This window comes from Mesorhizobium sp. M0437, assembly GCF_040321335.1.
Lineage (GTDB): Bacteria > Pseudomonadota > Alphaproteobacteria > Rhizobiales > Rhizobiaceae > Mesorhizobium.
The window spans coordinates 19511-42823 of sequence record NZ_JAMYRK010000053.1 but is presented as its reverse complement, the minus strand read 5'-3'; the positions used below and the strand labels follow the sequence as shown (position 1 = coordinate 42823).

Annotated in this window: 21 protein-coding genes; 11 read left to right on the top strand and 10 right to left on the bottom strand. The window is 63.0% G+C overall.

Annotated features, from left to right (window positions below):
• The coding region (locus NKI72_RS25865) for a putative Ig domain-containing protein (RefSeq protein ID WP_352851199.1) at window positions 1-2630 on the top strand (2630 nt) is incomplete at its 5' end.
• Window positions 2631-2717: 87 nt separating this feature from the next.
• Here the strand turns inward: NKI72_RS25865 and NKI72_RS25860 are convergent.
• Window positions 2718-3107, bottom strand: coding sequence for an RcnB family protein (locus NKI72_RS25860; RefSeq protein WP_352473947.1), 390 nt, complete (start codon window positions 3105-3107; stop codon window positions 2718-2720).
• Window positions 3108-3485: 378 nt separating this feature from the next.
• Here NKI72_RS25860 and NKI72_RS25855 point away from each other — a divergent pair, with 378 nt between their 5' ends.
• The 3 genes from NKI72_RS25855 (at window position 3486) to NKI72_RS25845 (ending at window position 6801) form a co-directional block, all read left to right on the top strand.
• A complete protein-coding gene (locus tag NKI72_RS25855; RefSeq protein WP_352836206.1) occupies window positions 3486-5150 on the top strand; it encodes a Na/Pi cotransporter family protein in 1665 nt (554 codons plus the stop codon).
• A gap of 132 nt (window positions 5151-5282) precedes the next feature.
• Window positions 5283-5492: a DUF2061 domain-containing protein gene (locus tag NKI72_RS25850; RefSeq protein ID WP_292658743.1), complete on the top strand. Its 210-nt coding sequence runs from the start codon at window positions 5283-5285 to the stop codon at window positions 5490-5492.
• 127 nt (window positions 5493-5619) lie between these two features.
• Window positions 5620-6801: an MFS transporter gene (locus tag NKI72_RS25845; protein WP_352473943.1), complete on the top strand. Its 1182-nt coding sequence runs from the start codon at window positions 5620-5622 to the stop codon at window positions 6799-6801.
• 2 nt (window positions 6802-6803) lie between these two features.
• Here the strand turns inward: NKI72_RS25845 and NKI72_RS25840 are convergent, their stop codons facing one another.
• Together NKI72_RS25840 and NKI72_RS25835 are read right to left on the bottom strand one after the other, a co-directional pair.
• Window positions 6804-7361: a GNAT family N-acetyltransferase gene (locus NKI72_RS25840; protein WP_352473942.1), complete on the bottom strand. Its 558-nt coding sequence runs from the start codon at window positions 7359-7361 to the stop codon at window positions 6804-6806.
• Window positions 7362-7417: 56 nt separating this feature from the next.
• Complete coding sequence (locus tag NKI72_RS25835; RefSeq protein ID WP_352822024.1) at window positions 7418-7867, bottom strand: GatB/YqeY domain-containing protein; 450 nt, start codon at window positions 7865-7867, stop codon at window positions 7418-7420.
• A 319-nt stretch (window positions 7868-8186) separates the two neighbouring features.
• Between NKI72_RS25835 and carA the strand changes: the two genes are divergently transcribed.
• Window positions 8187-9404: a glutamine-hydrolyzing carbamoyl-phosphate synthase small subunit gene (gene carA / locus NKI72_RS25830; protein WP_352836200.1), complete on the top strand. Its 1218-nt coding sequence runs from the start codon at window positions 8187-8189 to the stop codon at window positions 9402-9404.
• A 55-nt stretch (window positions 9405-9459) separates the two neighbouring features.
• Here carA and NKI72_RS25825 read toward each other — a convergent pair whose 3' ends face one another.
• The 3 genes from NKI72_RS25825 to mntR form a co-directional block, all read right to left on the bottom strand.
• Window positions 9460-10728 (bottom strand): TCR/Tet family MFS transporter, encoded by a 1269-nt coding sequence (locus NKI72_RS25825; protein ID WP_352473940.1) that lies wholly within the window; start codon window positions 10726-10728, stop codon window positions 9460-9462.
• A gap of 150 nt (window positions 10729-10878) precedes the next feature.
• Window positions 10879-11796: a KPN_02809 family neutral zinc metallopeptidase gene (gene ypfJ / locus NKI72_RS25820; protein ID WP_352473939.1), complete on the bottom strand. Its 918-nt coding sequence runs from the start codon at window positions 11794-11796 to the stop codon at window positions 10879-10881.
• A gap of 223 nt (window positions 11797-12019) precedes the next feature.
• Window positions 12020-12475 carry a manganese-binding transcriptional regulator MntR gene (gene mntR, locus NKI72_RS25815; RefSeq protein ID WP_023678308.1) on the bottom strand — a complete coding sequence of 152 codons (456 nt, stop codon included), beginning with the start codon at window positions 12473-12475 and terminating at the stop codon, window positions 12020-12022.
• A 235-nt stretch (window positions 12476-12710) separates the two neighbouring features.
• On the opposite strand from mntR, the gene NKI72_RS25810 reads away from it, so the two are divergent.
• Together NKI72_RS25810 and NKI72_RS25805 are read left to right on the top strand one after the other, a co-directional pair.
• Window positions 12711-14078 carry an Nramp family divalent metal transporter gene (locus NKI72_RS25810; RefSeq protein ID WP_352473938.1) on the top strand — a complete coding sequence of 456 codons (1368 nt, stop codon included), beginning with the start codon at window positions 12711-12713 and terminating at the stop codon, window positions 14076-14078.
• Window positions 14079-14229: 151 nt separating this feature from the next.
• A complete protein-coding gene (locus NKI72_RS25805) occupies window positions 14230-14883 on the top strand; it encodes a dihydrofolate reductase family protein (protein ID WP_352683606.1) in 654 nt (217 codons plus the stop codon).
• Between the two features lie 53 nt (window positions 14884-14936).
• Here the strand turns inward: NKI72_RS25805 and NKI72_RS25800 are convergent, their stop codons facing one another.
• Window positions 14937-15806 (bottom strand): LysR family transcriptional regulator, encoded by an 870-nt coding sequence (locus NKI72_RS25800; protein WP_352567932.1) that lies wholly within the window; start codon window positions 15804-15806, stop codon window positions 14937-14939.
• A gap of 92 nt (window positions 15807-15898) precedes the next feature.
• Between NKI72_RS25800 and NKI72_RS25795 the strand changes: the two genes are divergently transcribed.
• Window positions 15899-16498, top strand: coding sequence for a LysE family translocator (locus NKI72_RS25795; protein WP_352683602.1), 600 nt, complete (start codon window positions 15899-15901; stop codon window positions 16496-16498).
• Between the two features lie 18 nt (window positions 16499-16516).
• On the opposite strand, the gene NKI72_RS25790 is transcribed toward NKI72_RS25795, so the two are convergent.
• Window positions 16517-16684, bottom strand: coding sequence for a hypothetical protein (locus NKI72_RS25790; RefSeq protein ID WP_352836195.1), 168 nt, complete (start codon window positions 16682-16684; stop codon window positions 16517-16519).
• Window positions 16685-16830: 146 nt separating this feature from the next.
• A complete protein-coding gene (locus tag NKI72_RS25785) occupies window positions 16831-18009 on the bottom strand; it encodes an MFS transporter (RefSeq protein WP_254820339.1) in 1179 nt (392 codons plus the stop codon).
• Window positions 18010-18202: 193 nt separating this feature from the next.
• Here NKI72_RS25785 and NKI72_RS25780 point away from each other — a divergent pair, with 193 nt between their 5' ends.
• Together NKI72_RS25780 and NKI72_RS25775 are read left to right on the top strand one after the other, a co-directional pair.
• Window positions 18203-18556: an ArsR/SmtB family transcription factor gene (locus NKI72_RS25780; protein ID WP_352541088.1), complete on the top strand. Its 354-nt coding sequence runs from the start codon at window positions 18203-18205 to the stop codon at window positions 18554-18556.
• Between the two features lie 94 nt (window positions 18557-18650).
• Entirely contained in the window at window positions 18651-19397 is a 747-nt protein-coding gene (locus NKI72_RS25775; protein WP_352836191.1) for a metallophosphoesterase family protein, read from the top strand.
• 106 nt (window positions 19398-19503) lie between these two features.
• Here the strand turns inward: NKI72_RS25775 and NKI72_RS25770 are convergent, their stop codons facing one another.
• A complete protein-coding gene (locus NKI72_RS25770; RefSeq protein WP_352851197.1) occupies window positions 19504-21939 on the bottom strand; it encodes a DNA/RNA non-specific endonuclease in 2436 nt (811 codons plus the stop codon).
• A 263-nt stretch (window positions 21940-22202) separates the two neighbouring features.
• Between NKI72_RS25770 and NKI72_RS25765 the strand changes: the two genes are divergently transcribed.
• Window positions 22203-23093 (top strand): SH3 domain-containing protein, encoded by an 891-nt coding sequence (locus tag NKI72_RS25765; protein WP_352836186.1) that lies wholly within the window; start codon window positions 22203-22205, stop codon window positions 23091-23093.
• Window positions 23094-23313: the final 220 nt, after the last annotated feature.

Here is a 23313-nt window from a genome sequence, read left to right as displayed (position 1 = left end):
CGGTGACCGGCTTCAATGGCAGCGACGTCGATCTTTCCGGCACCGCCGGCGCCACCACCGCGTCCGTTACCGGCTCCGGCAGCTCCTACAGCGTTTTGGTCAGCGGCATGACGGGTTCAGGTTCCGTCGTGGCCACAATACCGGCCGGCGTGGCAACCAACGCCAGCGTTGATCCGAACGAGCCCTCGACCAGCACCGACAATACCGTCACCTACAATCTGCCGCCGCCACCGCCGCTGACAGTGACCATCAACCAGGCTGCCGGCCAGAGCGATCCGACCGGTTCCTCACCAATTCGGTTCGACGTGGTCTTCAGCGAGCCGGTGACCGGCTTCAATGGCAGCGACGTCGATCTTTCCGGCACCGCCGGCGCCACCACCGCGTCCGTTACCGGCTCCGGCAGCTCCTACAGCGTTGTGGTCAGCGGCATGACGGGTTCGGGGTCCGTCGTGGCCACAATACCGGCCGGCGTGGCAACCAATGCCGCCGTCGATGCGAACGAAGCCTCGACCAGCACCGACAACACGGTCACCTTTACACCGCCCGTGATCACGGTCTCGCCGCCGTCATTGCCCAGTCCGGTCTACAACCAGGCCTATTCGCAGCAGCTGACGGCCAGCGGCGGTATGACGCCCTACACTTTCGCGCTGACGTCCGGAACCCTCCCGTCGGGCATCAGCTTCGACGCGGCCGGTCTGCTCTCCGGAATCCCGACTAATACCGGCACGTTCAACCTGGTCGTGGCGGCAACCGACGCAAACGGTTTCATCGGTTCGAAATCCTACACGCTGATCATTGCCGAGCCGACCGTCGAGCTGACGCCGGCATCCTTGCCAAACCCCGTATACAACCGGGCCTATTCGCAACAGCTTGCGGCCAGCGGCGGCGCGGTGCCTTATACTTTCGCGCTGACGTCCGGAACCCTCCCGTCGGGCATCAGCTTCGACGCGACCGGTCTGCTCTCCGGTACCCCGACCAATACCGGCACATTCGACTTCACCGCAGTTGCAACCGATCAGAATGGGAAATCCGGTTCCAAGGCCTATTCGGTGACCATCGACAAGCTTGGCACCACCACCTTGGTCGTTTCCAGCCTCAATCCTTCCAATCAGGGCGATCAGGTCACTTTCACGGCAACGGTTTCGGCTCCCGGCAACCCGCCGCCGGCCGGAACGGTCACCTTCAGTGTCGACGGCTCGCCCGCCGCTACGGTCGCGCTCGCCGGCGGTACCGCCGCCCTGACGACGTCCGCCCTCCCGGTCGGCACCCGTCAGGTCGTCGCGACCTACAATGGCGACGCGAACAACGCGACAAGCACCTCCAGCGCGCTCGCCCAGGAAGTCCACGCCCTGGGCTCCATCACCATCCGCCAGACCACCGACAGCGGCGACGGCTCCTTCGGCTTCTCCTCGCCGGCGCCCGGCCTCAACTTCACCATCGCCACCAGCAGCGGCTCCGGCGACGGACCGGCCGTTTCGCTGCCGACCGGCTCCTACAGCATCACCGCCGCCGCCATGACCGCCGCCGGCTTCGCCTGGACCTCGATCAGTTGCAACGATGGCGATTCCGTCGGCAATGTGGCGAACCGCACGGCTGTGATCAACATGGCGCCCGGCGAAAGCGTCGTCTGCACGTTCGCCAGCACCAATTCACGCGAAAATACCACGGCGCTCATCAAGGAATTCATGGAGACACGCGCCAGCCTCATCCTGGAGAACCAGCCCGACATCCAGCGCCGCATCGACCGGCTCGACGGCGTCGCCGGCGGCGGCAGCCCAGTGGCCACCCTGCTCGCGTACCTGCCCGGCATGGCCGACACCAACTCGGTCAATGTCAGCGCAAGCCTTGCCTCCATGCGGCGGCTTGGCGGGGAAGATGCCAACAGCCTGTTCGACATCTGGTTCGAAGGCACTTACAGCCGCTTCGACATCAATGACCAAGACGGCAAATTCGCCCTCGCAACCTTCGGCGCCGACTATCTGGTCAGCCGCAATCTGCTTGTTGGCGCCTTCGTCCAGATCGATCGTACCGACGGCTTCACCGGCAGCGGCGGCGGAACCGCCGAGGGCACCGGCTGGATCGCCGGGCCTTATTTGACCGCTCGGCTGACGGACAATCTGTATTTCGATTTGCTCGCCGGAGCTGGAACATCCTCGAACAGCGTCAGCCCCATGGATACCTACACCGACGGCTTCGACGCCAGCCGTTGGCTGGTCAGCGCCACGCTGCAAGGGGAATGGCAATATGACGCCTGGACCTTCTCGCCGCGGGCGCGCTTCTCCTATTTCGAGGAAAAATCGGGAGCCTATGTCGACGGCCTGAACGTCCCCATTCCCTCCGTCACCGCCGGCCTCGGCCAGATCGCCTTCGGCCCCGGCGTTTCCTATCGCCATGTCACGGATGACGACGTTACCTTCGACTTTAACCTGCGGCTCGACGGCGTCTTCGACATAAGCGACACAGCGACCGAAAGCGGCGCCGACAATTTCCATGGCCGCGTCGGAGCCGGCGTCGATACCCGCATGCCGGGCGGCATGCGTCTCGGCCTCTCCACCAGCTATGGCGGCATCGGCTCCGATTCGGCGAAGTATTTCAGCGGAACCGTGAAACTTTCGGCCGCGCTGAATTAGGATCAAGATGGACCAATGAAAAAAGGCGGCCTTGGCGGGCCGCCTCTCTTTCATTGACCAGCGCCGTGCCGGTCAGACGTTCCGCGGTCACTGCGTGGCGATGGCGCCGAAGATCAAGCCGGAAAGAACGCTGACCAGCAGATAGTCATTGCCAACCCGGATCCATTCCTGCCCGGGACCCGGACGGCGCAGGCCATAGTGGCGATAGTCGCGGATCGGCTGGTGACGCTTCCAGCTGGAATATCTCTGGCCGTTGCGCCAATGGCTGCGCTTCACAACGATCTTCTTCTTCACTAGGACGCGCTTGTTCACGTCGACATGCTTGTTCACGTCGACATGCCTGCCAGGCTTCTGCCAGTCGACCTGGCTGTAGTTCGACTGCGGCGCGTTTGGTGTGTTCAGAGGTGCGGCCTGGCCCTGCCAGGTGGTTGCAGCCAGCATCGAGAAGGCAATGGCGGAAAGAACGATGCGTTTCATGGCGGGTACTCCTTGGTTGTCGATGCCTACGGAATAGAGCCGGAAGGATGAACCGAAACTGAACACCGAGATTACGTTTTCGTAATGATTTCTTACCTTTATAACGACTAATTCAGCGCTACCTTTAAAGCGGGCGTCCGAGAATGGACGCATGACCCGCCGCAACTCCGCAGGCTATGCAACCATTTTGTCAGCCATCCATTTCCGACACGCCCCGTCGCGTGGCAACACGCGTCCGAACCGGGCAAAATTTATTATTCGGCTAAAATAAATCGGAGTAATATCAACCTCTGCAATGTCCACGATTCGCGCCCACTTTTGCCTCTTTGACTTCACCGCGCCCGCGTCGCTGGCACCTGTCGCGTTGCGGGGCCTGGCATGAGTGGCTCGGTCGTCTTGCTGCACCTGGCCGGTGCGGTCGCACTGATGCTGTTTGCCACCCGTCTGGTGAAGACCGGCGTCGAGCGCGCCTATGGCGATGTGCTGCGCCACAAACTGCGCGCCACAATGCGCAATCCGTTCATGGCGGTTCTGGCCGGCTGCGGCCTGGCTGTCGCGCTGCAAAGCTCGACCGCCGTCACCTTGCTGGTCGGCTCGTTCGCCGGCTCCGGTATTGTCAGCGGCATGTCGGGCCAGCTTGCGGTGCGCGGCGCCGAGATCGGCTCGGCACTCGTGGTCAAGCTGCTCACCTTCGATCTGTCGCTGCTGGTGCCGATCTGCCTGGTCGCCGGCACCGTCATGTTCATGGCCACCGAGCGGCGCGACTGGCGCCAGTTCGGCCGCATCCTGGTCGGCATCGGCCTGCTGCTTCTGTCGCTGGAGATGATCGGCCAGGCGTCGGAGCCGCTGCGCCAGAGCACGCTGATGCCGCTCATCGTCGATTACTTCTCCGGCGATCCGGTCACCGCCTATCTTCTGGCGGCGGTGATCACCTGGCTGTTCCATTCCTCGATCGCCGCGGTGCTGCTGATGGTGACGCTGGCCGGCCGCGGCTTCATCCCGCCCGAACTCGGTATCGTGCTGGTGCTGGGTGTCAATCTCGGCTCTTCGATCATCGCGCCGCTTCTAACCCGCAACGCAGAACCCGGCGTTCGTATCGTGCCGATCGGCAATCTCCTGATGCGCGGCATGGGTTCGCTGATCATGCTGATCCTGTTCCTGACGTTCAAACCGCCGGTCGCCTTCTCGGGCAACACGGTGCCCGAGCAGATCGTCAATGCCCACATTGTCTTCAACATCCTGATCCTGATCGCCGGCCTACCGCTGGCGAGCCTGGTCTATCGCGCCTCGGAAAGGATCGTGGCGTTGGGCACCAAGCCCCAGGCCGCCAACGCGCTCGACGTCGTCGAGCTTTCGGCGCTCAACGAAAGTGCGCTCGACGTGCCGAGCCAGGCATTGGCCAACGCCACCCGCGAGGTGGTGCGGGTCTGCGAAACGGTCGAGATCATGCTGAAACGGATCATCGAGCTCTATGAGAGCGCCGATGCCGACAAGATCGGCGCGCTGGCCGCACTCGACGACCGTGTCGACAGGAAGCACGCTGCGATCAAGCTCTATCTGGCCAGGGTCACCAAGAACCCGCTGAGCGAGGACGAGGCGCTGCGTTGCCAGGAACTGATCGGCGCCTGCGTCAAGCTGGAGCAGGTCGGCGACATCATCGTGCGCAACATGCTGGTCCACGTGAAGAAGAAATTCGAGCGTGGGCTGGAGTTCACGCCGGAAGGCTGGCGTGAGCTTTGCGCCTTCCATGCCTTGGTGCTTGCCAATGCCAGGCTTGCCTTCAACGTGCTGGTGTCCCGCGATCCGGAGACCGCTCGCCAGTTGGTGCTGGAAAAGGACCGGCTGCGCGACCGCGAGAAGGAAACCAGCCAGAGCCATTTCGTGCGGCTGCGCGACGGCACCCCCAAGAGCGTCGAGACCAGTTCGATCCATCTCGACACCATTCGCGACCTCAAGCAGATCAACTCGCTGCTCGCCTCGATGGCCTATCCCGTTCTTGAAGAGCGCGGCCTGCTCACCGGTTCGCGGCTGAAGGCCGGATAGATTGCATCCAAAGGCCGGGAAGCTTCAGAACATCGCCTATGAAAATTGCTGTGGGCCAATGCGCAGAAATTATCTTTGCGCCACCTCCTGTCTGTCGGCTAAAGATCGCCGCATCTACCGGAAGGAAAGTCGATGGACACCCATTCTCGCAGCTTCGCCAAAGCGCTTTCCTGGCGCATCACCGGCACCATCGATACGATGATCATTTCGCTCGTCGTGACCGGAAGCATCAAGCTCGCCGCTGCCATCGGCCTGACCGAGGTCGTCACCAAGTCGCTGCTCTACTACCTTCACGAACGTGCGTGGCTGAAAATTCCTTACGGGAGGAAGGCAGCCGCCTAGCTCTTGCCTCCGCGCGGACGCCTGACCGGCGATCAAGAAAAGCTAAAGCGGCGTCGACAATTTCTGGATTGCCCGCTGCCCTCATCCGTGGTTTGAGGCGACCTTATCTGAGGATCGCCTTTCCGCCATGCTCCCCCTCATTGCCCTGTTCATTGCCGCCTTCGCCTTCGGCACTACCGAATTCGTCATCGCCGGCGTGCTGCCGCAGGTGGCGGAGGGCCTTGGTGTTGCGATCCCGACCGCCGGCTATCTCGTTTCCGGCTATGCCGGCGGCATTGCAGTCGGCGGCCCGCTGCTGGCGCTCGCCACCAAAAGCTTCTCCCGCAAGGCCCTGCTGCTTGGACTGACTGCAGCCTTCACCATCGGCCAGGCCGCCTGTGCGCTGGCGCCCGACTTCGCCTCGATGCTGCTGTTGCGGATAGCGGTGGCCGTCGCGCATGGCGCCTATTTCGGCGTTGCCATGGTGGTGGCCGTCGGCCTCGTGCGCGAAGACCAGCGCGGCATGGCGGTGGCGCTGATCCTGTCCGGCCTCACCGTATCGAACGTAATCGGCGTTCCGGCCGGCACGGCAATCGGCAACATCTGGGGATGGCGTGCGACATTCTGGGTGATGTGCGCGCTCGGTGTGGTGGCCTTCACGGCAGTCGGCGCCCTGCTGCCGCGCAAGACGGGATCGTCGAGCCCGTCGGCGAGCCTTGGAAGCGAGGTCCGTGTGCTCGCACGCCAGCAGGTCTGGACCTCGCTCATTATTATGCTGATGCTGATGATCGGCCAGTTCGGCCTGTTCACCTACATCACGCCGACGCTGCTTGAGGTCACCGGCCTCGACGAGAAATGGATACCTTGGGTGCTCTTGCTCAACGGGGTCGGCGCAACGATCGGCGTCTTTGTCGGCGGGCGGCTCGCCGACTGGAAGCTGATGCCGTCGCTTATCGCCATGCTTTTCCTACAGGCGGCAATGCTCGCCTTGATCTACGCTGTCGGCCCTTACCCGCTGCCGATGGTGATAGCGATCTTCGTCTGGGGCGGCCTCAACTTTGCCATCGGCACTCCGATCCAGACCCGCATCCTGACCTGGACCGCGGACGCCTCCAACCTTGCCTCGTCGCTCATCCCGTCGGGCTTCAATGTCGGCATCGCGCTCGCCGCATCGCTCGGCGCGGCGATGCTCAATGCCGGCTATGGCTATCGCAGCCTGCCGGTGGTTGGCGCGATCGCCATGCTGGTCGCCGTCGCGGTTGCGCTTGCCTCGCATGTCTGGGAATGGCGCAGCCGGGCTGCGCCGCCGCTGCCGGCTGCCGCCGAATAGGGCTACAGATCGATCCGGTAGCGCAGGCTTTCCGCGCCGCCATAGGCGGCGTCCTCGAAGAAACGCCCGACGAGCCGGCCGCCATTGGCCAGAACGACCTTCTGCGAGGGCACATTGTGAGGCTTGCAGGTGATTTCGACGAAGGGCAGGCCAACCGCCCTCGCCTCCACCAGCATCAGCCGCAGCGCCTCGGTCGCATAGCCGCGTCCCCGTTTCCACGGCACCACCGCATAGCCGATGTGGCCGAGCACATGCGACGGCAGCGACGCGGTGCCGTGCTGCCAGCGCAGGCCGATTGAGCCTGCGACTTCCCCGTCCCAGATCCAGCGCCGGAATCCGGGCAGCCGCGGCACCGTCGAACCGTCGGGCAAGGTGATCGGCGGTCCCTTGCCATCGGAATCGTCGAGATCGCCAAGGAAAGTCGCTGGATCCTTTTCGATAGCCGCAAGCTGCTCGCGCGTCGCGTCGAGCAGCCGCACATTGTCCGGCGACCAGCCGCGCTCGAGGGCCGCCTTGTAGGACGGCAGGTGTTCAAACGCCGGTTTGACGAGTTCGATCACGGGCGCGGGCTTTTGGCTGCCGGATTGCGGGCGCGACGGCAAGGGCCTTCGGCGGCTTACTGCAGCAGGCTCTTGACGATGCCGCTCGCCTTGGAGAAATCCATCTGGCCGGCGTATTTTTCCTTGAGCGCCGCCATCACCTTGCCCATATCCTTGACGCCGCTGGCACCGGTCTCGGCGATGGCGGAACGGACGGCGCTTTCCGTCTCGGCCTGACCCAGTTGCGTCGGCAGGAAGTCGCGGATGATGGCCATCTCGTCGCGCTCCTGCGCTGCAAGCTCCGGCCGCTTGCCGTCATCGAACGCCTTGGCCGATTCCTCGCGCTGCTTCACCATCTTGGCCAGGATCTGCAGGATCTCGTCATCGCTCGCCGGCTCCTTGCCGGCGCCGCGATTGGCGATGTCGCGATCATGGATGGCCGCCTGGATCAGCCGCAATGTCGGCAGCCGCCGCTTGTCCTGCGACTTCATCGCGCTCTTCAGGGATTCGGCGACTTTGCCTCGCATGGTGCTTTCTCCTTCGAATGCGGCGGACAATAGTCGTGCCGATAGCTCAAGGCAAACTCGATAGCGTCCGGCAAACCGCTGATATTATTCGACGAAATAAATCTAGGCTCGCACGGCGCGGCATCATTGACCGCCTTGGCGCCTTCCCCTATGTACTGGGCCTTGCATGAATTGAATTCTAGTGCACGTCGCCCAAAAATGCGTAGCGGTTTTGGGCAACGACAGGCACAAGTGAAAACTTAGCGCGCCGAGGCTGTGAGATCGCCGCTTCGCGCCTTTTGTTGCGCCGACTGAGGGCGCAACCTTTAGGAGTGCCGCCATGGCAACGATGACAGCCGCGTCGACCCCCCCTTGGGCCAGCGAGAGGCCGACAGCCCTGCTGGTGCTGGCCGACGGCACTGTCATAGAGGGCCGCGGTCTGGGCGCCACCGGCTCCGCCGTCGCCGAGGTCTGCTTCAACACCGCGCTGACCGGCTACCAGGAGATACTCACCGACCCATCCTATGCCGGCCAGATCGTCACTTTCACCTTTCCGCATATCGGCAATATCGGCACCAATGACGAAGACATCGAGGACCTCAACCCGCTGGCCCGCGCCGGCGCCGTCGGCGCCGTGTTCAAGGCCGATGTCACCAACCCGTCGAATTACCGGGCCGGAACCGGTCTCGACCAGTGGCTGAAGAAGCGCGGCATCGTCGCACTTTCGGGCATCGACACGCGGGCGCTGACCGCGCTGATCCGCGAAAAGGGCATGCCCAATGCCGTCATCGCGCACGCGCCCGACGGTATCTTCGACGTCGATGACCTCAAGCGCCGCGCCGCCGCATGGTCAGGGCTTATCGGGCTTGATCTCGCCAAGGAGGTGACCTCCGGCCAGTCATCAGTCTGGCGCGAGACGCCCTGGGTCTGGAACGAGGGCTTTGGCGAACAGGCTGATCCGTCGATGCACGTCGTTGCCGTCGACTACGGCGTCAAACGCAACATATTGCGCCTGCTGGCCGGTCTCGGCGCCAAGGTCACCGTGGTGCCGGCAAAAACCGGCGCCGAGGAGATCCTGGCGATGCGGCCCGACGGCATTTTTCTATCCAACGGCCCTGGCGATCCGGAAGCCACCGGCGACTACGCCGTTCCGGTCATCCAGGATCTGTTGAAGACCGAAATCCCGCTTTTCGGCATCTGCCTCGGCCACCAGATGCTGGCGCTGGCGCTGGGCGGCAAGACCGCAAAAATGCATCAGGGCCACCACGGCGCCAATCATCCCGTCAAGGACCACACCACCGGCAAGGTCGAGATCGTCTCGATGAACCATGGCTTTGCCGTCGACGCCGACTCATTGCCGAGCGGCGTCGAGGAAACCCATGTCTCGCTGTTCGACGGTTCGAATTGCGGCATTGCGCTCACCGGCAGACCGGTCTTCTCGGTCCAGCATCATCCCGAAGCCTCGCCCGGCCCGCAGGATTCGCACTATCTGTTTCGCCGCTTCGTCAACTTGATCCGCGAAAAGCGCGGCGAGCCGGCACTGGCCGAGCGTCTTTAGCGCATTGCGTAAAAACGGATTTGACTGACGGCGCCGGCCGGGCTCCCGGCGCCGATCAAGCCCCGTCCGTCACGGCTTCCCGCGCGTGCATGCGTTTGACTTCCTTCGGCGTCGGCTTGGCCACCCTGGTGACGAAGACGACGAGCGCCAGCGTGAGGAAAATCGCGCCGAGCAGATACGGGGCACCGCCGAAAACCACGGGCGCGTTCGGGCCCGTGAACCAGGAAAAGATCGCCGTATAAAGCAGCGGTGTGATGATCGAGGTGATCGAGAAGATCGAGGTCATCGCGCCCTGGAGTTCGCCCTGGGCGGAGGGTGGCACCTTGGCGGCCGCCAGGCTTCTGAGCGGCGGGTCGGCCAACGCCTCGAGACATCCGACGACGATCACTGCATAGATCATCCAGCCTTGTGACGCGAAGGCGTAGCCGAAGGCGCTGAGTGCGGTAAATGCCAGACCGATTACCGCCGTCTTCCACTCGCCGAGCTTAGGGATCACGCGCGGCAGGACTGTCGCCATGACGATCGCCCCGCACAGGCCGAAAGCGCCGAGCGAGAAGCCGATCTGTTGTTCGCTCCAGCCATAGCGATAACTGGAGACGAACGACCAGACCGCAGGATACATCATGTGCCCCAGCGTCATCAGAAAGAAGACAAGTCCGATCCAGCCGATACCTTCGTAGTTGCGCATCTGGACGAGCGTGCCGACCGGGTTCGCGCGTTTCCACTCGAAGCGGCGACGGTGCTTGTTATCAAGTGTTTCCGGCAACAGAAACAGCGCGATCAGAAAGTTTGCGAAAGCAAGCCCGGCAGCGAAATAGAACGGCACACGCGGCCCGAACGTGCCGAGCAACCCGCCCAGAACCGGCCCGATGACGAAGCCGACGCCGAAAGCAATGCCGAGCAGCCCGAAATTCTTCGCACGATTTTCGTCGGTCGAGATATCGGCAATGAATGCCGATGTCGTGGAATAACTGGCGCCGGAAATGCCGGCCAGCACGCGGCCGATGAACAGCATCGGATAGGACCAGGCGATAGCGCAGATCAGATTGTCGATAGCGAACGTCAGCACCGAGGCAAGCAGGATAGGCCGCCGCCCGAACCGGTCGCTCAACCCGCCCATCACTGGTGCGAAAACGAACTGCATCGCCGCATAGACGAAGAACAGCCAGCCGCCCTCGATAGCCGCCTCGCTGATGCCGACGCCGGTCAATTCCCTGAGATAGGCCGGCAGCACCGGCATAATGATGCCGAAGCCAATGATGTCGAGCAGGAGGGTGGTGAAAACAAGCGCAAGGCCCCGCCTGGCGGTTTTGGGGTCTATCATGATGGTATCTCCTCGGGCCGCCCAAGCTAACGGGAACACATCTTATAGGCGAGCACATCGCTGGGAACAATGAGGGAACGGGCAGAGTGCTTTCATCCTGACATCCCCTGACTGCGATCCAGTCTCTCGGATTACGAGAAAACCGTCGGCTCAGATCGGGTTGTTGAACGTGTCGCAGTCCGAAAGCTTGCCGTTCTGGAAGCCTCGCGCCAGCCAGGTCTGCCGCTGCTGCGACGTGCCGTGGTTGAAGCTTTCCGGCACGACGTAGCCCTGCATCTTCTTCTGCAGCGTGTCGTCGCCGATCTGCTTGGCGGCGTTCAGTGCCTCCGCCATGTCGCCCTGTTCCAAGATGCCTTTCTGACCGGTGAAATGCGCCCAGATGCCGGCAAAGCAGTCGGCCTGCAACTCGACCTGCACCGACATGTGGTTGGCGTCCGCTTCGCCCATGCTCTGCCGCATCTGGTTGAATTTGGGCAGGATGCCGACGAGGTTCTGCACATGGTGGCCGACCTCATGCGCGATCACATAGGCCTGTGCGAAATCGCCCGAGGCACCGAACTGCTGATCGAGCTGCTGGAAGAAGGTGGTGTCGAGATAGACTTTGCGATCGTTGGGACAGTAGAATGGTCCGGCCGCTGACGAGGCAGAGCCGCAAGCAGAGCCGATCCGTCCGCTGAACAGGACCAGTTTTGGATCTTGATAGGTCAGGCCCTCGGACTGAAAAATACCGGTCCACGTGTCCTCGGTCTCGGCCAGCACAGTCGACACGAACTGCTTCATCTCGTCGGAGGCGGGCGCACCGGTGCCGCCGCCTTGCGCACCGCTATTGTCGGTGATCTGACCGCCGCCGGGCTGCAAGCCGCTGTTATCGAGGATCTGACTCGGGTCGAAGCCGAAATACCACCCTGCCAGGAAAATCAACCCTACGATGATAATGCCCGACATGCCGCCGCCGCCCGCGCGACCGCCGATCGGGATGCGAAACTGCCCCGGCCCGCCGCCAAGCCCGCCGCTCTGGCCGCGCTCGTCCTCGACATTGTCACTCTGACGACGGCCCTTCCAGAGCATGGCAACCCCCGTGATGCAATTTTCCGGCCGATCGGGCCGTGTCCCGGTTCGATCGGACACGACAACAATTATCTCAACGGTTACGCCAAGTCACAGTATTTTTCGTGCGAACAAGCAATGCTTGCTGACGCTTGCCTGCTCTGGCCGAGACATCGCAAGGTCTGTGCCGTTCACCCTGCTCGTGGGAAGCGAGTCGCGCGAAGAGATACGCTGGCCGTGCTTTTCAGCGGGCGGCGATTATTGCCTTGCGAAAGGCTTCGAGCGTCTCGGCGCTGACATGATGCTCGATGCCCTCGGCGTCGATGCGCGCCGTCTCGGCGCTGACCCCGAGCGAGCGCAGGAAGGCCTCGACCGTCTGGTGGCGAATGCGGCTCTCTTCCGCAACCTTGCGGCCGGCATCGGTCAGGAACACGCCGCGATAAGGCTTCCGGGAGACCAGCCCGTCGGCGCACAGCCGCGTCAGCATTTTCGCGACCGTCGGCTGAGCGACGCCGAGCCGTGCCGCGATATCGACCTGGCGCGCCTCGTTGCCATCCTCGATCAGGTCGGCGATGAGCTCGACATAATCCTCGACCAGCGCGCTGCGGCGCGCTTCACGCGTCTGCCTGAAGCCTTCCGAGTGGATTTCTGCGTCAGGCAGCGGCTTTTCGCGAGGAACCGGTCTTTTCTTCAGCGCCAATACGCGCTCCTCCCGGCAGTTTGAATCGACATTGCGGTCATAACACGGAACCCTATTGGTTCTGGCCGTTTATTTCCATTCGGTGGCCGGCGCAACCGGCGTTCACTGCCGTTCAGGCCGCACGCCAAGCGGCCACAAGAAAAAGCTCAGACAATGAAATATAGCATATTGCATAATGTTCAGCCGTGGCATAGATAAGGAGACAACATCGATCGTTCCAGTGGAAAGCCATTTCATGTCGGAAGCCGAAGCCACCTCAGCCCCCCGGTCCATGTGGCGATTTGCCCGCCCGGAGGACGACGAGCAGCCCAGCCTTCGCGAAGTCAACGCAACGATCGCGGTGCCGCACTCGGGGATCTGGCTTCGCCGGCTGTTCGCCTTCATGGGGCCGGGCTACATGGTTTCGGTCGGCTATATGGATCCGGGCAATTGGGCGACCGACCTCGCCGGCGGGGCCCAATTCGGCTACACGCTGCTTTTCATCATCATGTTGTCGAACCTGATGGCGATCCTGCTGCAGGCACTCGCCGCCCGGCTCGGCATCGCCACCGGCCGCGACCTTGCGCAGGCGTGCCGCGCCTATTATCCGCGACCAGTCAATTTCATGCTTTGGGTCGCTTGCGAACTGGCCATCATCGCCTGCGACCTGGCCGAGGTCATTGGCACGGCGATCGCCTTGCAACTGCTGTTCGGCATTCCGCTGATAGGCGGCGCCATCATCACCGCGCTTGATGCCTTCCTGCTGCTGCTGCTGATGAACAAGGGCTTCCGTTTCCTCGAGGCCTTCATCATAGCGCTTTTGATTATCATCTTCGGCTGCTTCGCCATCCAGATCTTTGCCGCCGCCCCGCCGGTCGGCTCCATCCTGCATGCGATGTTCGTGCCGTCGTCCGAGATCGTCACCAATCCGGCCATGCTCTACATCGCCATCGGCATCATCGGCGCCACGGTGATGCCGCACAATCTCTATCTGCATTCCTCGATCGTGCAGACCCGCGCCTATGAGCGCACCGATCGCGGCAAGCGCGACGCCATCAAATGGGCGACGACCGACTCGACCATCGCGCTGATACTGGCGTTGTTCGTCAATGCTTCCATCCTGATCGTGTCGGCGGTGGCGTTCCACGGCACCGGTCATCATGACGTTGCCGAGATCGGCCAGGCCTTCGAGCTTCTGTCGCCGCTGCTTGGCCTCGGCATCGCTTCCATCCTGTTTGCCGTAGCGCTGCTCGCCTCCGGCCTGAACTCGACGGTGACGGCGACGCTCGCCGGCCAGATCGTGATGGAAGGGTTCTTGCGGCTGCGCATCCCGCAATGGGCGCGCCGCCTGCTGACGCGCGGCATCGCCATCATTCCGGTGGTGGTGGTCACCGCGCTCTATGGCGAGAAGGGAACCGGTCAGTTGCTGGTCTTCAGCCAGGTAATCCTGTCGATGCAGCTCCCCTTCGCTGTCGTACCGCTGGTGCAGTTCGTCTCGGACAAGCGCAAGATGGGCAATTTTGCCATTTCCCGCGCCGTCGCCGTGCTGGCCTGGGTGGTTGCCGCGCTCATCCTGGTGCTCAACTTCAAGCTGCTCTACGATACGGTCGTTGGCTTGGGCTGAGCGTTCTCGGCTCCAAGCTGAGACGATAAGGTCGGCAGTCACCTGCCCCCGGTCCTAGAAATTTGCCGGCCGCTGTCGGACAAATGTCCGTTCGCCCGTCCTTGGCTCGAACTCCGGCCATGACGGCACGGATCAGAGAAAGGGAGCTCCAATGAGGAAGATCATCGCCGCAACATTCGTCAGCCTCGACGGCGTCATGCAGGCGCCTGGCGGCCCGCAAGAGGACCCTGTCGGCGGCTTCAAATTCGGCGGCTGGACGTTTCATTACTGGGACGATGTGATGGGCGCCGCGATGGGCGAGACGTTTTCAAAACCGTTCGCGCTGCTTCTCGGCCGCAAGACTTACGACATCTTTGCCGCCCACTGGCCTTATCAGAAAAATGATCCGATCGCCGACAGCTTCAACGCCGTCACCAAATATGTGGCGACGCACAGGCCGGATTCGCTGTCCTGGCAAAACAGCCAGCCGCTCGGCAGCGATGTCGTGGCGACGTTGCGCCGGATGAAGCAGGAGGACGGCCCCGACCTGCTCATTCAGGGATCGAGCGAGCTGATCCAGACCTTGCTCGCCAATGACCTGATCGACGAGATCAGCCTGCTGATTTTCCCGCTGGTGCTGGGCAAGGGCAAAAAACTGTTCGGCAGCGGCACAATACCCGCCGCCTTCAAGCTGACCCGTTCGCAGGCATCGACCACCGGTGTCATCATGGCGAGCTATGAACGCTCCGGCGAGATCAAGACCGGGTCATTTGCCACGGAGCAGCCGTCCGAAGCCGAGATCGAGCGGCGCAAGAACTGGAAGTAGATGCCGCAGGGCGATCAAGGACGGCTGAACACTGGCCGTCCTTTTTGCTGTTTTTAAGCCGCCTCTCGTCGCCCTGCCAACCCATCGCGGAGGTGGCCCGCGAATGCCAGTGCAGCCGGCGCGACGTCGTGCTTCGGCAAATGCAGATTGATCGAAAAATTCGGCAATGACGGCAGCTCCGGATCGTTGGCCAAAATGTCGAGGTCGACAGGCACGGTCGACGCCAACCAGGTGGTGACGGCCAAGTCCGAACGCACTGTCGCCGTCGTCGCGTCAATGCTGCCGTTTTCGAATACGGTGCGCCATTCCAGCCCATGCTCGTTAAGCGCCTCCAGCACCACCGGGCGGAACGCACAGGTCTCGGCGACCATCGAAACCGGCAAGGGCCGCTTGCCGCGGGCGGCGCCGCCTTTGGCGCCGACCCAGACCAGCCGGTCGACAACAAGGCATTCGCCGGCCGACCGACCGATCGGCTCCTCGATCACCGCGAGTTCTATCGTGCCGGTCGCCAAGGCTGCGGCCAACTCTGGCGACGAAGCACAGACAAGCGAGATCTCGACCTGCGGATAGGCCTCGGCATAGGCCTTCAGCACCGGCGCAAGCAAGGTGCCGACAAGGTCGTACGGCACCCCGAGCCGGACCTGACCGGCAACCGCATCGCCCGCCATCTCCGCCAGGATCTCGTCATTGAGGGAAAGCAGGCGCTTGCCCTTGCCGAACAATCGCTCGCCGGAGCGGGTCAATCGCAATCCGCGCCGATCGCGATCGAACAGGCTGCAGCCGAGAACCTCTTCCAAACGCTTGATCTGCTGGCTGACGGCACCTTGCGTCAAATGCAGCGCGTTGGCCGCCGCCGTCATGCTGGCCTTGTCGGCAACGGTGACGAAGGTTCGGACCAGGGCAGTATCGAGGTTGCGGAGCATCCGGCTATTATATTTGCTAATGCGTGTCATAGCAAACATTGCATTTACTGATGAGCCGAACAGCCTACCGTGCAGGCTTCAAAGGAAGCAGCATGTTTGAACCTGTCCTTCCCCTCGTCCTGTTCGCGCTGGTCTCAACCTCAACGCCCGGCATGGCCACGACCTTGTCGACGGCGTCCGGCGCGCAGTTCGGCTTTCGCCGCTCTATCCCGCTGATGGCCGGGAGTGCGGCCGGCCTGGCCACGGTGGCTGCGGCAGGTGCTGCCGGGCTCGCCGGTCTGCTGGCCGCCGCTCCTTCGCTGCAACTGGCAATGAAAATGGCCGGTACCCTCTATCTGACGTGGCTTGCCCTCAAGATCGGCCGCAGCGGTCCGCCCAATCTGGACGTGGCCATGGCAAAGCCGAACAGCTTTTTGGGCGGCGCCGGCCTGCAATGGATGAACCCAAAGGGCTGGGCCATGGGGCTGGGAGCGGCGGCATCCTTTGCCGCGCTCGCCAACGGGCCGCTGCAGCTCGCCGTGCTGCTCGGCACGGTCTTCGGCCTTGCGGCGGCCCTCTCGCTGGCGGCGTGGTGCGTGGCGGGCACGCTGCTCGCCCGGTTGCTGCGAACCGAGCGGCAGTGGCGCATGCTCAACGCCGTCCTTGGCCTGCTGCTGGCCGCCTCGATCATTCCGATGTGGCGGACAGCGTAAGGTCAGTCTTTAGCCATGTCAGGCAGCGTAACGCGCCGCCGGCTTGCCCGCCAGAAGACTGCCGAAGAAGCCTTGCGGACGCGAAGAAAGGCACCCCCCGGCAATATCGGCAAGACCCGGTGCCGTGAATGCTTCACCCTTTGCCAGGCCAACCAGCGCTGCATCGACCAGATCGTCGGCGGTCATGACGATTTCTTGCGGAACGTCGGCGAGGTCGCTTCCGGCAACTTCCCAGAATTCGGCGCTGGACGAAATCGCCGCGCTTGATTTTGACGCACCGCCGGCCGCGAGTTGAATTATCGGCGGCCGGCAGCCAAGCTCCCCTGACAGCCTTACTCGGCCGGCATCGCCACCGGGCGCGCCGCCAGATGGCCCGCCAGTACCACGCCCAGACCAATGATCGGGAATGCCGCCGCGACCACGCCGAGGTCGGCCGGTGCGCCATAGCGCAGCACCGCGGCGCCGACCACGGCACCCAGTGCCACGCCGAGATAGAGCGCCGAAGCGTTCAGCGATAGCACGATGGGCGCGGCATCGGGCGCCAGCTTGATGATACGGCTGGCCTGCGCCGGCGGGAACGCCCAGCCGACGATGCCCCACGGCACCATCATGGCCATGAGCGCCGGCCCGGCGATCTCGCGCGGCAGGAACATCGGGATCAGCGAAAACGTGACCAGCATGGCGGCACTCAGCGCCAGCGACCAGCAGACGGTGCGCGTCGCGCCGAAACGGTCGGCGGCCTGCCCGCCGCCGATATTGCCGATGACCGCGCCAACGCCGAAAGCGAGCAGCATTCCGGGAAGCGCGATCGGGTTCAGTCCGCCGCCTTCGATCGCGAGCGGCGCGACAAAGGCAAAGACGGTGAAGGCGCCGATCAGCGCCAGGATGGTCGTCACCAGGATAGGCATGACGCCGGGGCGAAGTGCCGCTGCCAGCCGCATCCGGAGCGGCAGCCTGGTGCCGACGATGCCGCGCGGCAGCCGGTACCACAGGATCGCGCCGGCGAGCGCACCAAGGCCGGCAATGGCAAAGAAGGTGCCGCGCCAGCCGGCAACCGTCGCAACGAGCGCGCCGAGCGGTGCTCCGACCGCGACCGCAACCGTAGTGCCGCCGACGACCACGGCAATGGCTCGGGCGCGGTGATGATCGTCGACAAGCGCAACGGCCGTTCCCTGTGCGGTCGCCGCGAACAAGCCTGACGACAGCGCCATGACGATGCGCGCGATCAACAGCAATTCGAAGGAGGAGCTTAGCGCCGCGGCGACGTTGCCCAACACGAAGAACACCAGCGTCCACAGGATGACGCGGCGCCGGTCCCATTCGCCGGTCAGCGTTGCCAGGATCGGCGTGCCGATCGCATAGGCGAGCGCAAACGCGGTGATCAGCGTGCCGGCGAGCGGAACGGAGATGGCGGCATCCTTTGCAATGTCGGGCAAAAGGCTGGAGATGACGAAACCTTCGGTCGAAATCGTGAACGATCCGAGCGCAAGCCAGATTAGGCGCTTATCCATGGCAATTTCCTTAGTTCAAAGGTTATTGAACAATTGGACATAACAGGGCATGATGTCAATAAAGCCGCTGCAAAATAGCCGAACCATCCTGACAGCCCGGTGTCAGGACCGGGCGACGGGACGAAACTATGTGTCCATTGGCCACGAGAGGAGATGCGTTGAAATCGGCTCCGAATGTGCTTAATTCCTGGGCATGACCTTGCCCCATCCCACCGCCGACCAGATCAGCCTGCCGAACGTGCTTGCCGTGCTCGGCGACCCGACGCGACTGGCCATCGTGCGCTATCTCGCCAGCAAAGAGGGCGTGCCGCTGAATTGCAGCCGGTTCCTCGATCTCTGCTCGAAGACCAATCTGAGCTACCATTTGGCCAAGTTGCGTGAGGCCGGCGTCACCCGCACCGAGGCGGTTGGAACCAGCCGGCTGATCACGCTGCGCCGTGACGATCTCGACCGCCGCTTCCCGGGCCTGCTCGACAGTGTTATTGCCGCGGCCGGCGACGCATCGTTGCCGGCGGTCGGCGGCCAAGAGATCGAAGTCCGCGCCTGAACGACCCAAAGCTAGGTTCCGCTCTCGCCCGCTTCGCGAGACGAGCAAAGTAGCTTCACCCGCCCTCCAGCCATTCCAATTAACGGAGCCTGCCATGCGCATTGCCGTCCTCGCCGACATCCACGGCAATGTCCTGGCGCTCGACGCCGTGCTCGATGATCTGCGGCAGCGCGGCGGCGCCGACCTCATCGTCAATCTCGGCGATTGCGTTTCCGGCCCGCTCTGGCCGCGCGAGACCATGGAGCGGCTCGAGACGCTCGACCTGCCGACGGTGCGCGGCAATCACGACCGCCGCGTTGCCCGCGACACCGCCGACGAGACCATGTGGCCGTCCGACCGCTACGCGCAGGAACGGCTGACCGCAGGCCAGCGCGAGGCGCTGTTCGCGCTGCCCCTCACGCTGGAGGTGGCGCCCGGCATACTCGCCTTCCATGCCCGGCCCGACCACGACGAAAAATACCTGACTGACGCGATCGTCGACAGCCGGCTGGTGCGCGCGCCGCTGGTCGCAATCGAGCGGCGCCTCGGCGCGATCGATCCCGCCTGCCGCATCATGCTTTGCGGCCACAGCCATCGCAGCGAGCTGGTCCGCATTCCCGGCGGTCCGGTCATCTTCAACCCGGGCAGCATCGGCTGCCCCGCCTATGACGATTCAACCCCGCCGGCGCATGTCTCCGAACAGGGTTCGCCGCACGCCCGCTACGGCATCGTCGACTTGCATCCCGATCGTTTCGAAGCCATCGCCGTCGATTATGACCACGAGGCGGCGGCGCGCCAGGCCGAGCAGGCGGGACGGCCCGAATGGGCTCACGCGCTGCGCACCGGCTTCATGCCGGGCTGAGCTTGCTCATCCCGGGCTGAGCCTGCTCATCCCAGGCTGAGCTTGCTCATGCCTAGCTGAACGGTTGACCGCCTTCGAGCGGCAGAAGTCGCGACCGGTCCAAGCTTCAGTCGTCAGACGCCGATGGCTTCGATCGCTTGGCAGGACGTCGGGCGCTGGCCGCCGAAGTCTTGGACGCCGAAGTCTTGGACGTCGAAGTCTTGGACGTCGAAGTCTTGGACGTCGAAGCCTTTGGCCGTGACGTCTTGGGCGCCAGTTGCGTTGGGTTGAAACTCTGTGCTGGGGCGGATTCGGAACCGGCCCGAATGTCGGCGTCGCGCACCTGCTGGCCAAAGTTCAGGCCGGTCAGCTCTTCAATCTCGGCCACCGTCGAAAGGAACTCCGATACCCTGGCAATTTCAAGCGGGTCATCGAATGCCTCGGCACGCTCGCCGAACGCTTCGGGCATCACTTCCAAAACCGGCTTCTGGTCCGCCAGCAGCGCGATGGCGCGCAGGCCAGCTTGATCGGACCACAGCGCGATCTTCCAGAACTTCAGGGGGACATGGCTGTCGAAGCGGTAGGGAGGATCGTCCTCGCCGAACACTGGCCCGGCAAACACCGTGACACGGCCTCGCGTCGTATAGGCGTTGCGCAGCACATAGGTTTCTACCGCGCGCCATCTCAACTTCCCCTTGGAGCCGGGATGGTTAAGCGAGCTTCCTTGATTGAAGAAGCCGACTTGCGGCGCAGCATTGGTATAAACGAACGTGTCGCGTTCTGCCGCGACCGCCTCCTGATCGACGCCCCATGCGGGGTCGCCGCGAAGTGTAATATGGCCCTTCTGGAACATTCGAGCGATTCGTTCCTTGGATTTTGCGACGGGAAATCCAGGCACATTCTGGCTCGAATAGAATTCCTGGTTCATCTGCTCGCCAAGATCGATGCGCCGATCCGGCCGGAAAGCATCGCTGGCTTCCGAACCGGAAATCGACTCCACCTCCAATTCGAGAAGCGACGGGTTGTCGATGACCGTCTTGTCCTCACGATTGACCGCCTTGGTGCGGGATCCATCGATATTGCAGGCGGTGACGAAGGCAAGCCTGCGATCGGCGTTCATCAAGATCGAAAAATGATGGTAGCGCAATTCGTGTGGGTCCTCTCCCGGTTTGGCAAGAAGGTTTTTGGCCAACCGGTAGGGTGAATTGGCGACCGTCGGCATTGCCAGGACAAAGCCCGGTATGAAGCCGGGCTCATACCCTCCACGATCATCGAAATCCTCTGTTTTCCAACCCGCGGCCTCGGCGATGGCCACCTTCCCGGGTTCGCTTGCCGGGCCTTTGCCGTCGTTTCGTCTCGCATCGCCTCCGTCGATCAGCGGCGCCCGGACATTTATCTCGACGGGAAAAGTCCAGGTGACCGAGCCATCGGCATTGTGTCTCGTCGCCGGCGGATTGCGATCCGGTTCCGGCCGCTGCACCGGCTTGTCCGGCACATCTTCGCGAATATCGGCGTTCAGCCGAACTGTCTCGTCCATCATGCGCGGCATGCCGGCCCAAATCGCCATGGCTTGCGAAACCGCCGATGCCGAGGAGCCCGGCAGCTTGGACTTTCTAGCACCCAGATGGTCAACGATGGCGCTGATCCGTATGCCTTCGTTGATCTCGCGGGCAAGCGCATAGCCACCTATGCCCGTCACCTCGTGGAACGGGCCGGCCCAATGGTGCAGGGCGATAGGTTCCCATTCATTGTTGAAGACCGGGGATCCGGAAGAACCCTGTTCGGTGTCGGCGACATAGTGCAGGACTTGTACCGTTTCGTCGCGGGCCACCAGCCGGTTTTCACGCAACACCAGTTCCTTGAAGCGGCCATCGGGATGCTGGACGATGTTGGCGATTTCGCCGAGCATATGCTTGTCGCGCGCATCCGACAGCGAGATAAAACCGAACTCCCCCAGTTCCTTTGGACCGGAACGCCGCTCGCCAACCCCGATCAGCGTATAGTCCAGACCCTCTATGCTATCGCTCACGAAACAGGATTCAGGATCGAACAGGAACGTCGTCGGCGTACGCACGGCATTTGCACCGTCCTGCTCATAATCGAACTGGACCTGGAAGCGCCGGGAATCCGCCGGCGACGAAATCACATGGTTGTTTGTGAGGAACAGCCTTGGCCCGACCAGAAAACCCGATCCTTGTGGATTGCCGTTGAGAAAGGCAACGCGGCCAACCGCATCGGCAGCACGGCGCCCACGCTCGAGGAATGCGACCCCGATGAAATCGAGCGTTGGGCCGAGAATTGCCTCCGGCCCCGGCTGCTTGGCGGCGGCCTTCCTTTCCCCGGCAGACCTCATGTCGATCGCTGCCGATATCATCTCCGCTTCGGTGCGGCTGAGCGATGCCTTTACCTGCAACCTGTCGAGCCGCCTGGAGAGGGTCTGTTCGGCGGCCAGCGGATTGCCGTTGGCGATGTGACCAAGTGAAGCCTCAATCTCGGCGCGCGTTTTCTTGATACGCTGGCGAACTATGTTTTCCACCTGCGCAAATATTTCAAGGTCGACCATCTTGCCCTCCTCAACCTTACTTGAGAGAGTGCATATTTACATGAAATGTGCAATATTTTGCCGGCTGTTAGTTCACGGAAGTGGCCTGGTCGCGATTCAACACGCGGCACTGTTTCGGGCTTACACAGCGCCGTCTCGTCGCCTATAAAAACCGGCTGGCGTGCGATGGCGCTTTCGTGCCTGGCCGCGCATTCGGCAATTGAACCTACCGCCCATGGCAGATGATTAGGCGCACAGTAACACTCCCGACGACGCTGCTTGCGGTGATCGCCGCTCCGCTGATGCTGGCGGAGTTGCCGGCCAACGGCCAGGAGCCGGAGCCCATCGTCTCGATTGTGACGGGTCTCGCTCCGGATGACCTCCTGAACGTGCGCGCCACGGCGTCGGCCATGGGCAAGATCGAGGCGCGGCTGCCGAGTGGTTCGAGCGTGAAAAATCTCGGCTGCGGCGACGTCAGCGGCTACAAATGGTGCAAGGTTGAAGACATTGATGACCCGAAGATGAGCGGATGGGCGCCCGCACGCTACCTCGACCCTATCAATCCCCGGCAAGTGACACCGCAGGTGGCGGCCAGTGCGGAGAACCCTGCGCCTCAGCCGCTGCCCGACCTGACAACGCGCCTCGGCGCGACCGCTCCCGAAACGCCGCTGAATTCCCCTGACGCGATCGGCAGGGTGGCGATCGAGGATGCTTACCGCCTGGCCCTGGCCGGTGGAAACCCCACGACTGGACAGGTTGATGGATCGCCGCCCGCGGCAGTGGGTCCCGTCCAGAATTTCGGCGCGGCCAACGCGGCGCCCCCGGCCGACGCACAGACCGTTGCGCGGCTTCAGCCGCCGGGGACACCGGTACCCGGTGCCGGCAACGCCATCCCCTGTGCGCGCTATCTCGGCCAGCCGATGACCAGCTGCAAGGCAGGCGTGGTGCGCACCGGCGACAAGACCGACGTGACCGTGACCTGGCCCGATGGCGGCACGCGCATCATCAGCTTCGAGGCCGGCAAGCCGGCCGGTGCGGACGCACCCGGCGAATTCCGCTTCACCCGCGAGGGCAGCCTGAACATGATCCGCGTCGGTGCTTCCGAACGCTTCGAGATTACGGACGCTTTGGCGTTGGGGGATAGTGGTAAGGGGAATAAGGCAGTAGGGCAGTAGGGCAATATGTTTAAAGGGCGCTCGAACCTCTGCCCTACTGCCCTACTGCCCTACTGCCCTACTGCCCTACTGCCCTACTGCCTGCCATTTTAGGGGCTTACATCCGGCAAAACTCTTCCCTATAAGGCCCTCCTAGCCTGATACCAGAATCGCGAGCACAACCGGCCGGGTCATCCCGTCCGGCTTTTTGTGCAAGCCGCCCGCCGAACGGACCCTCGAC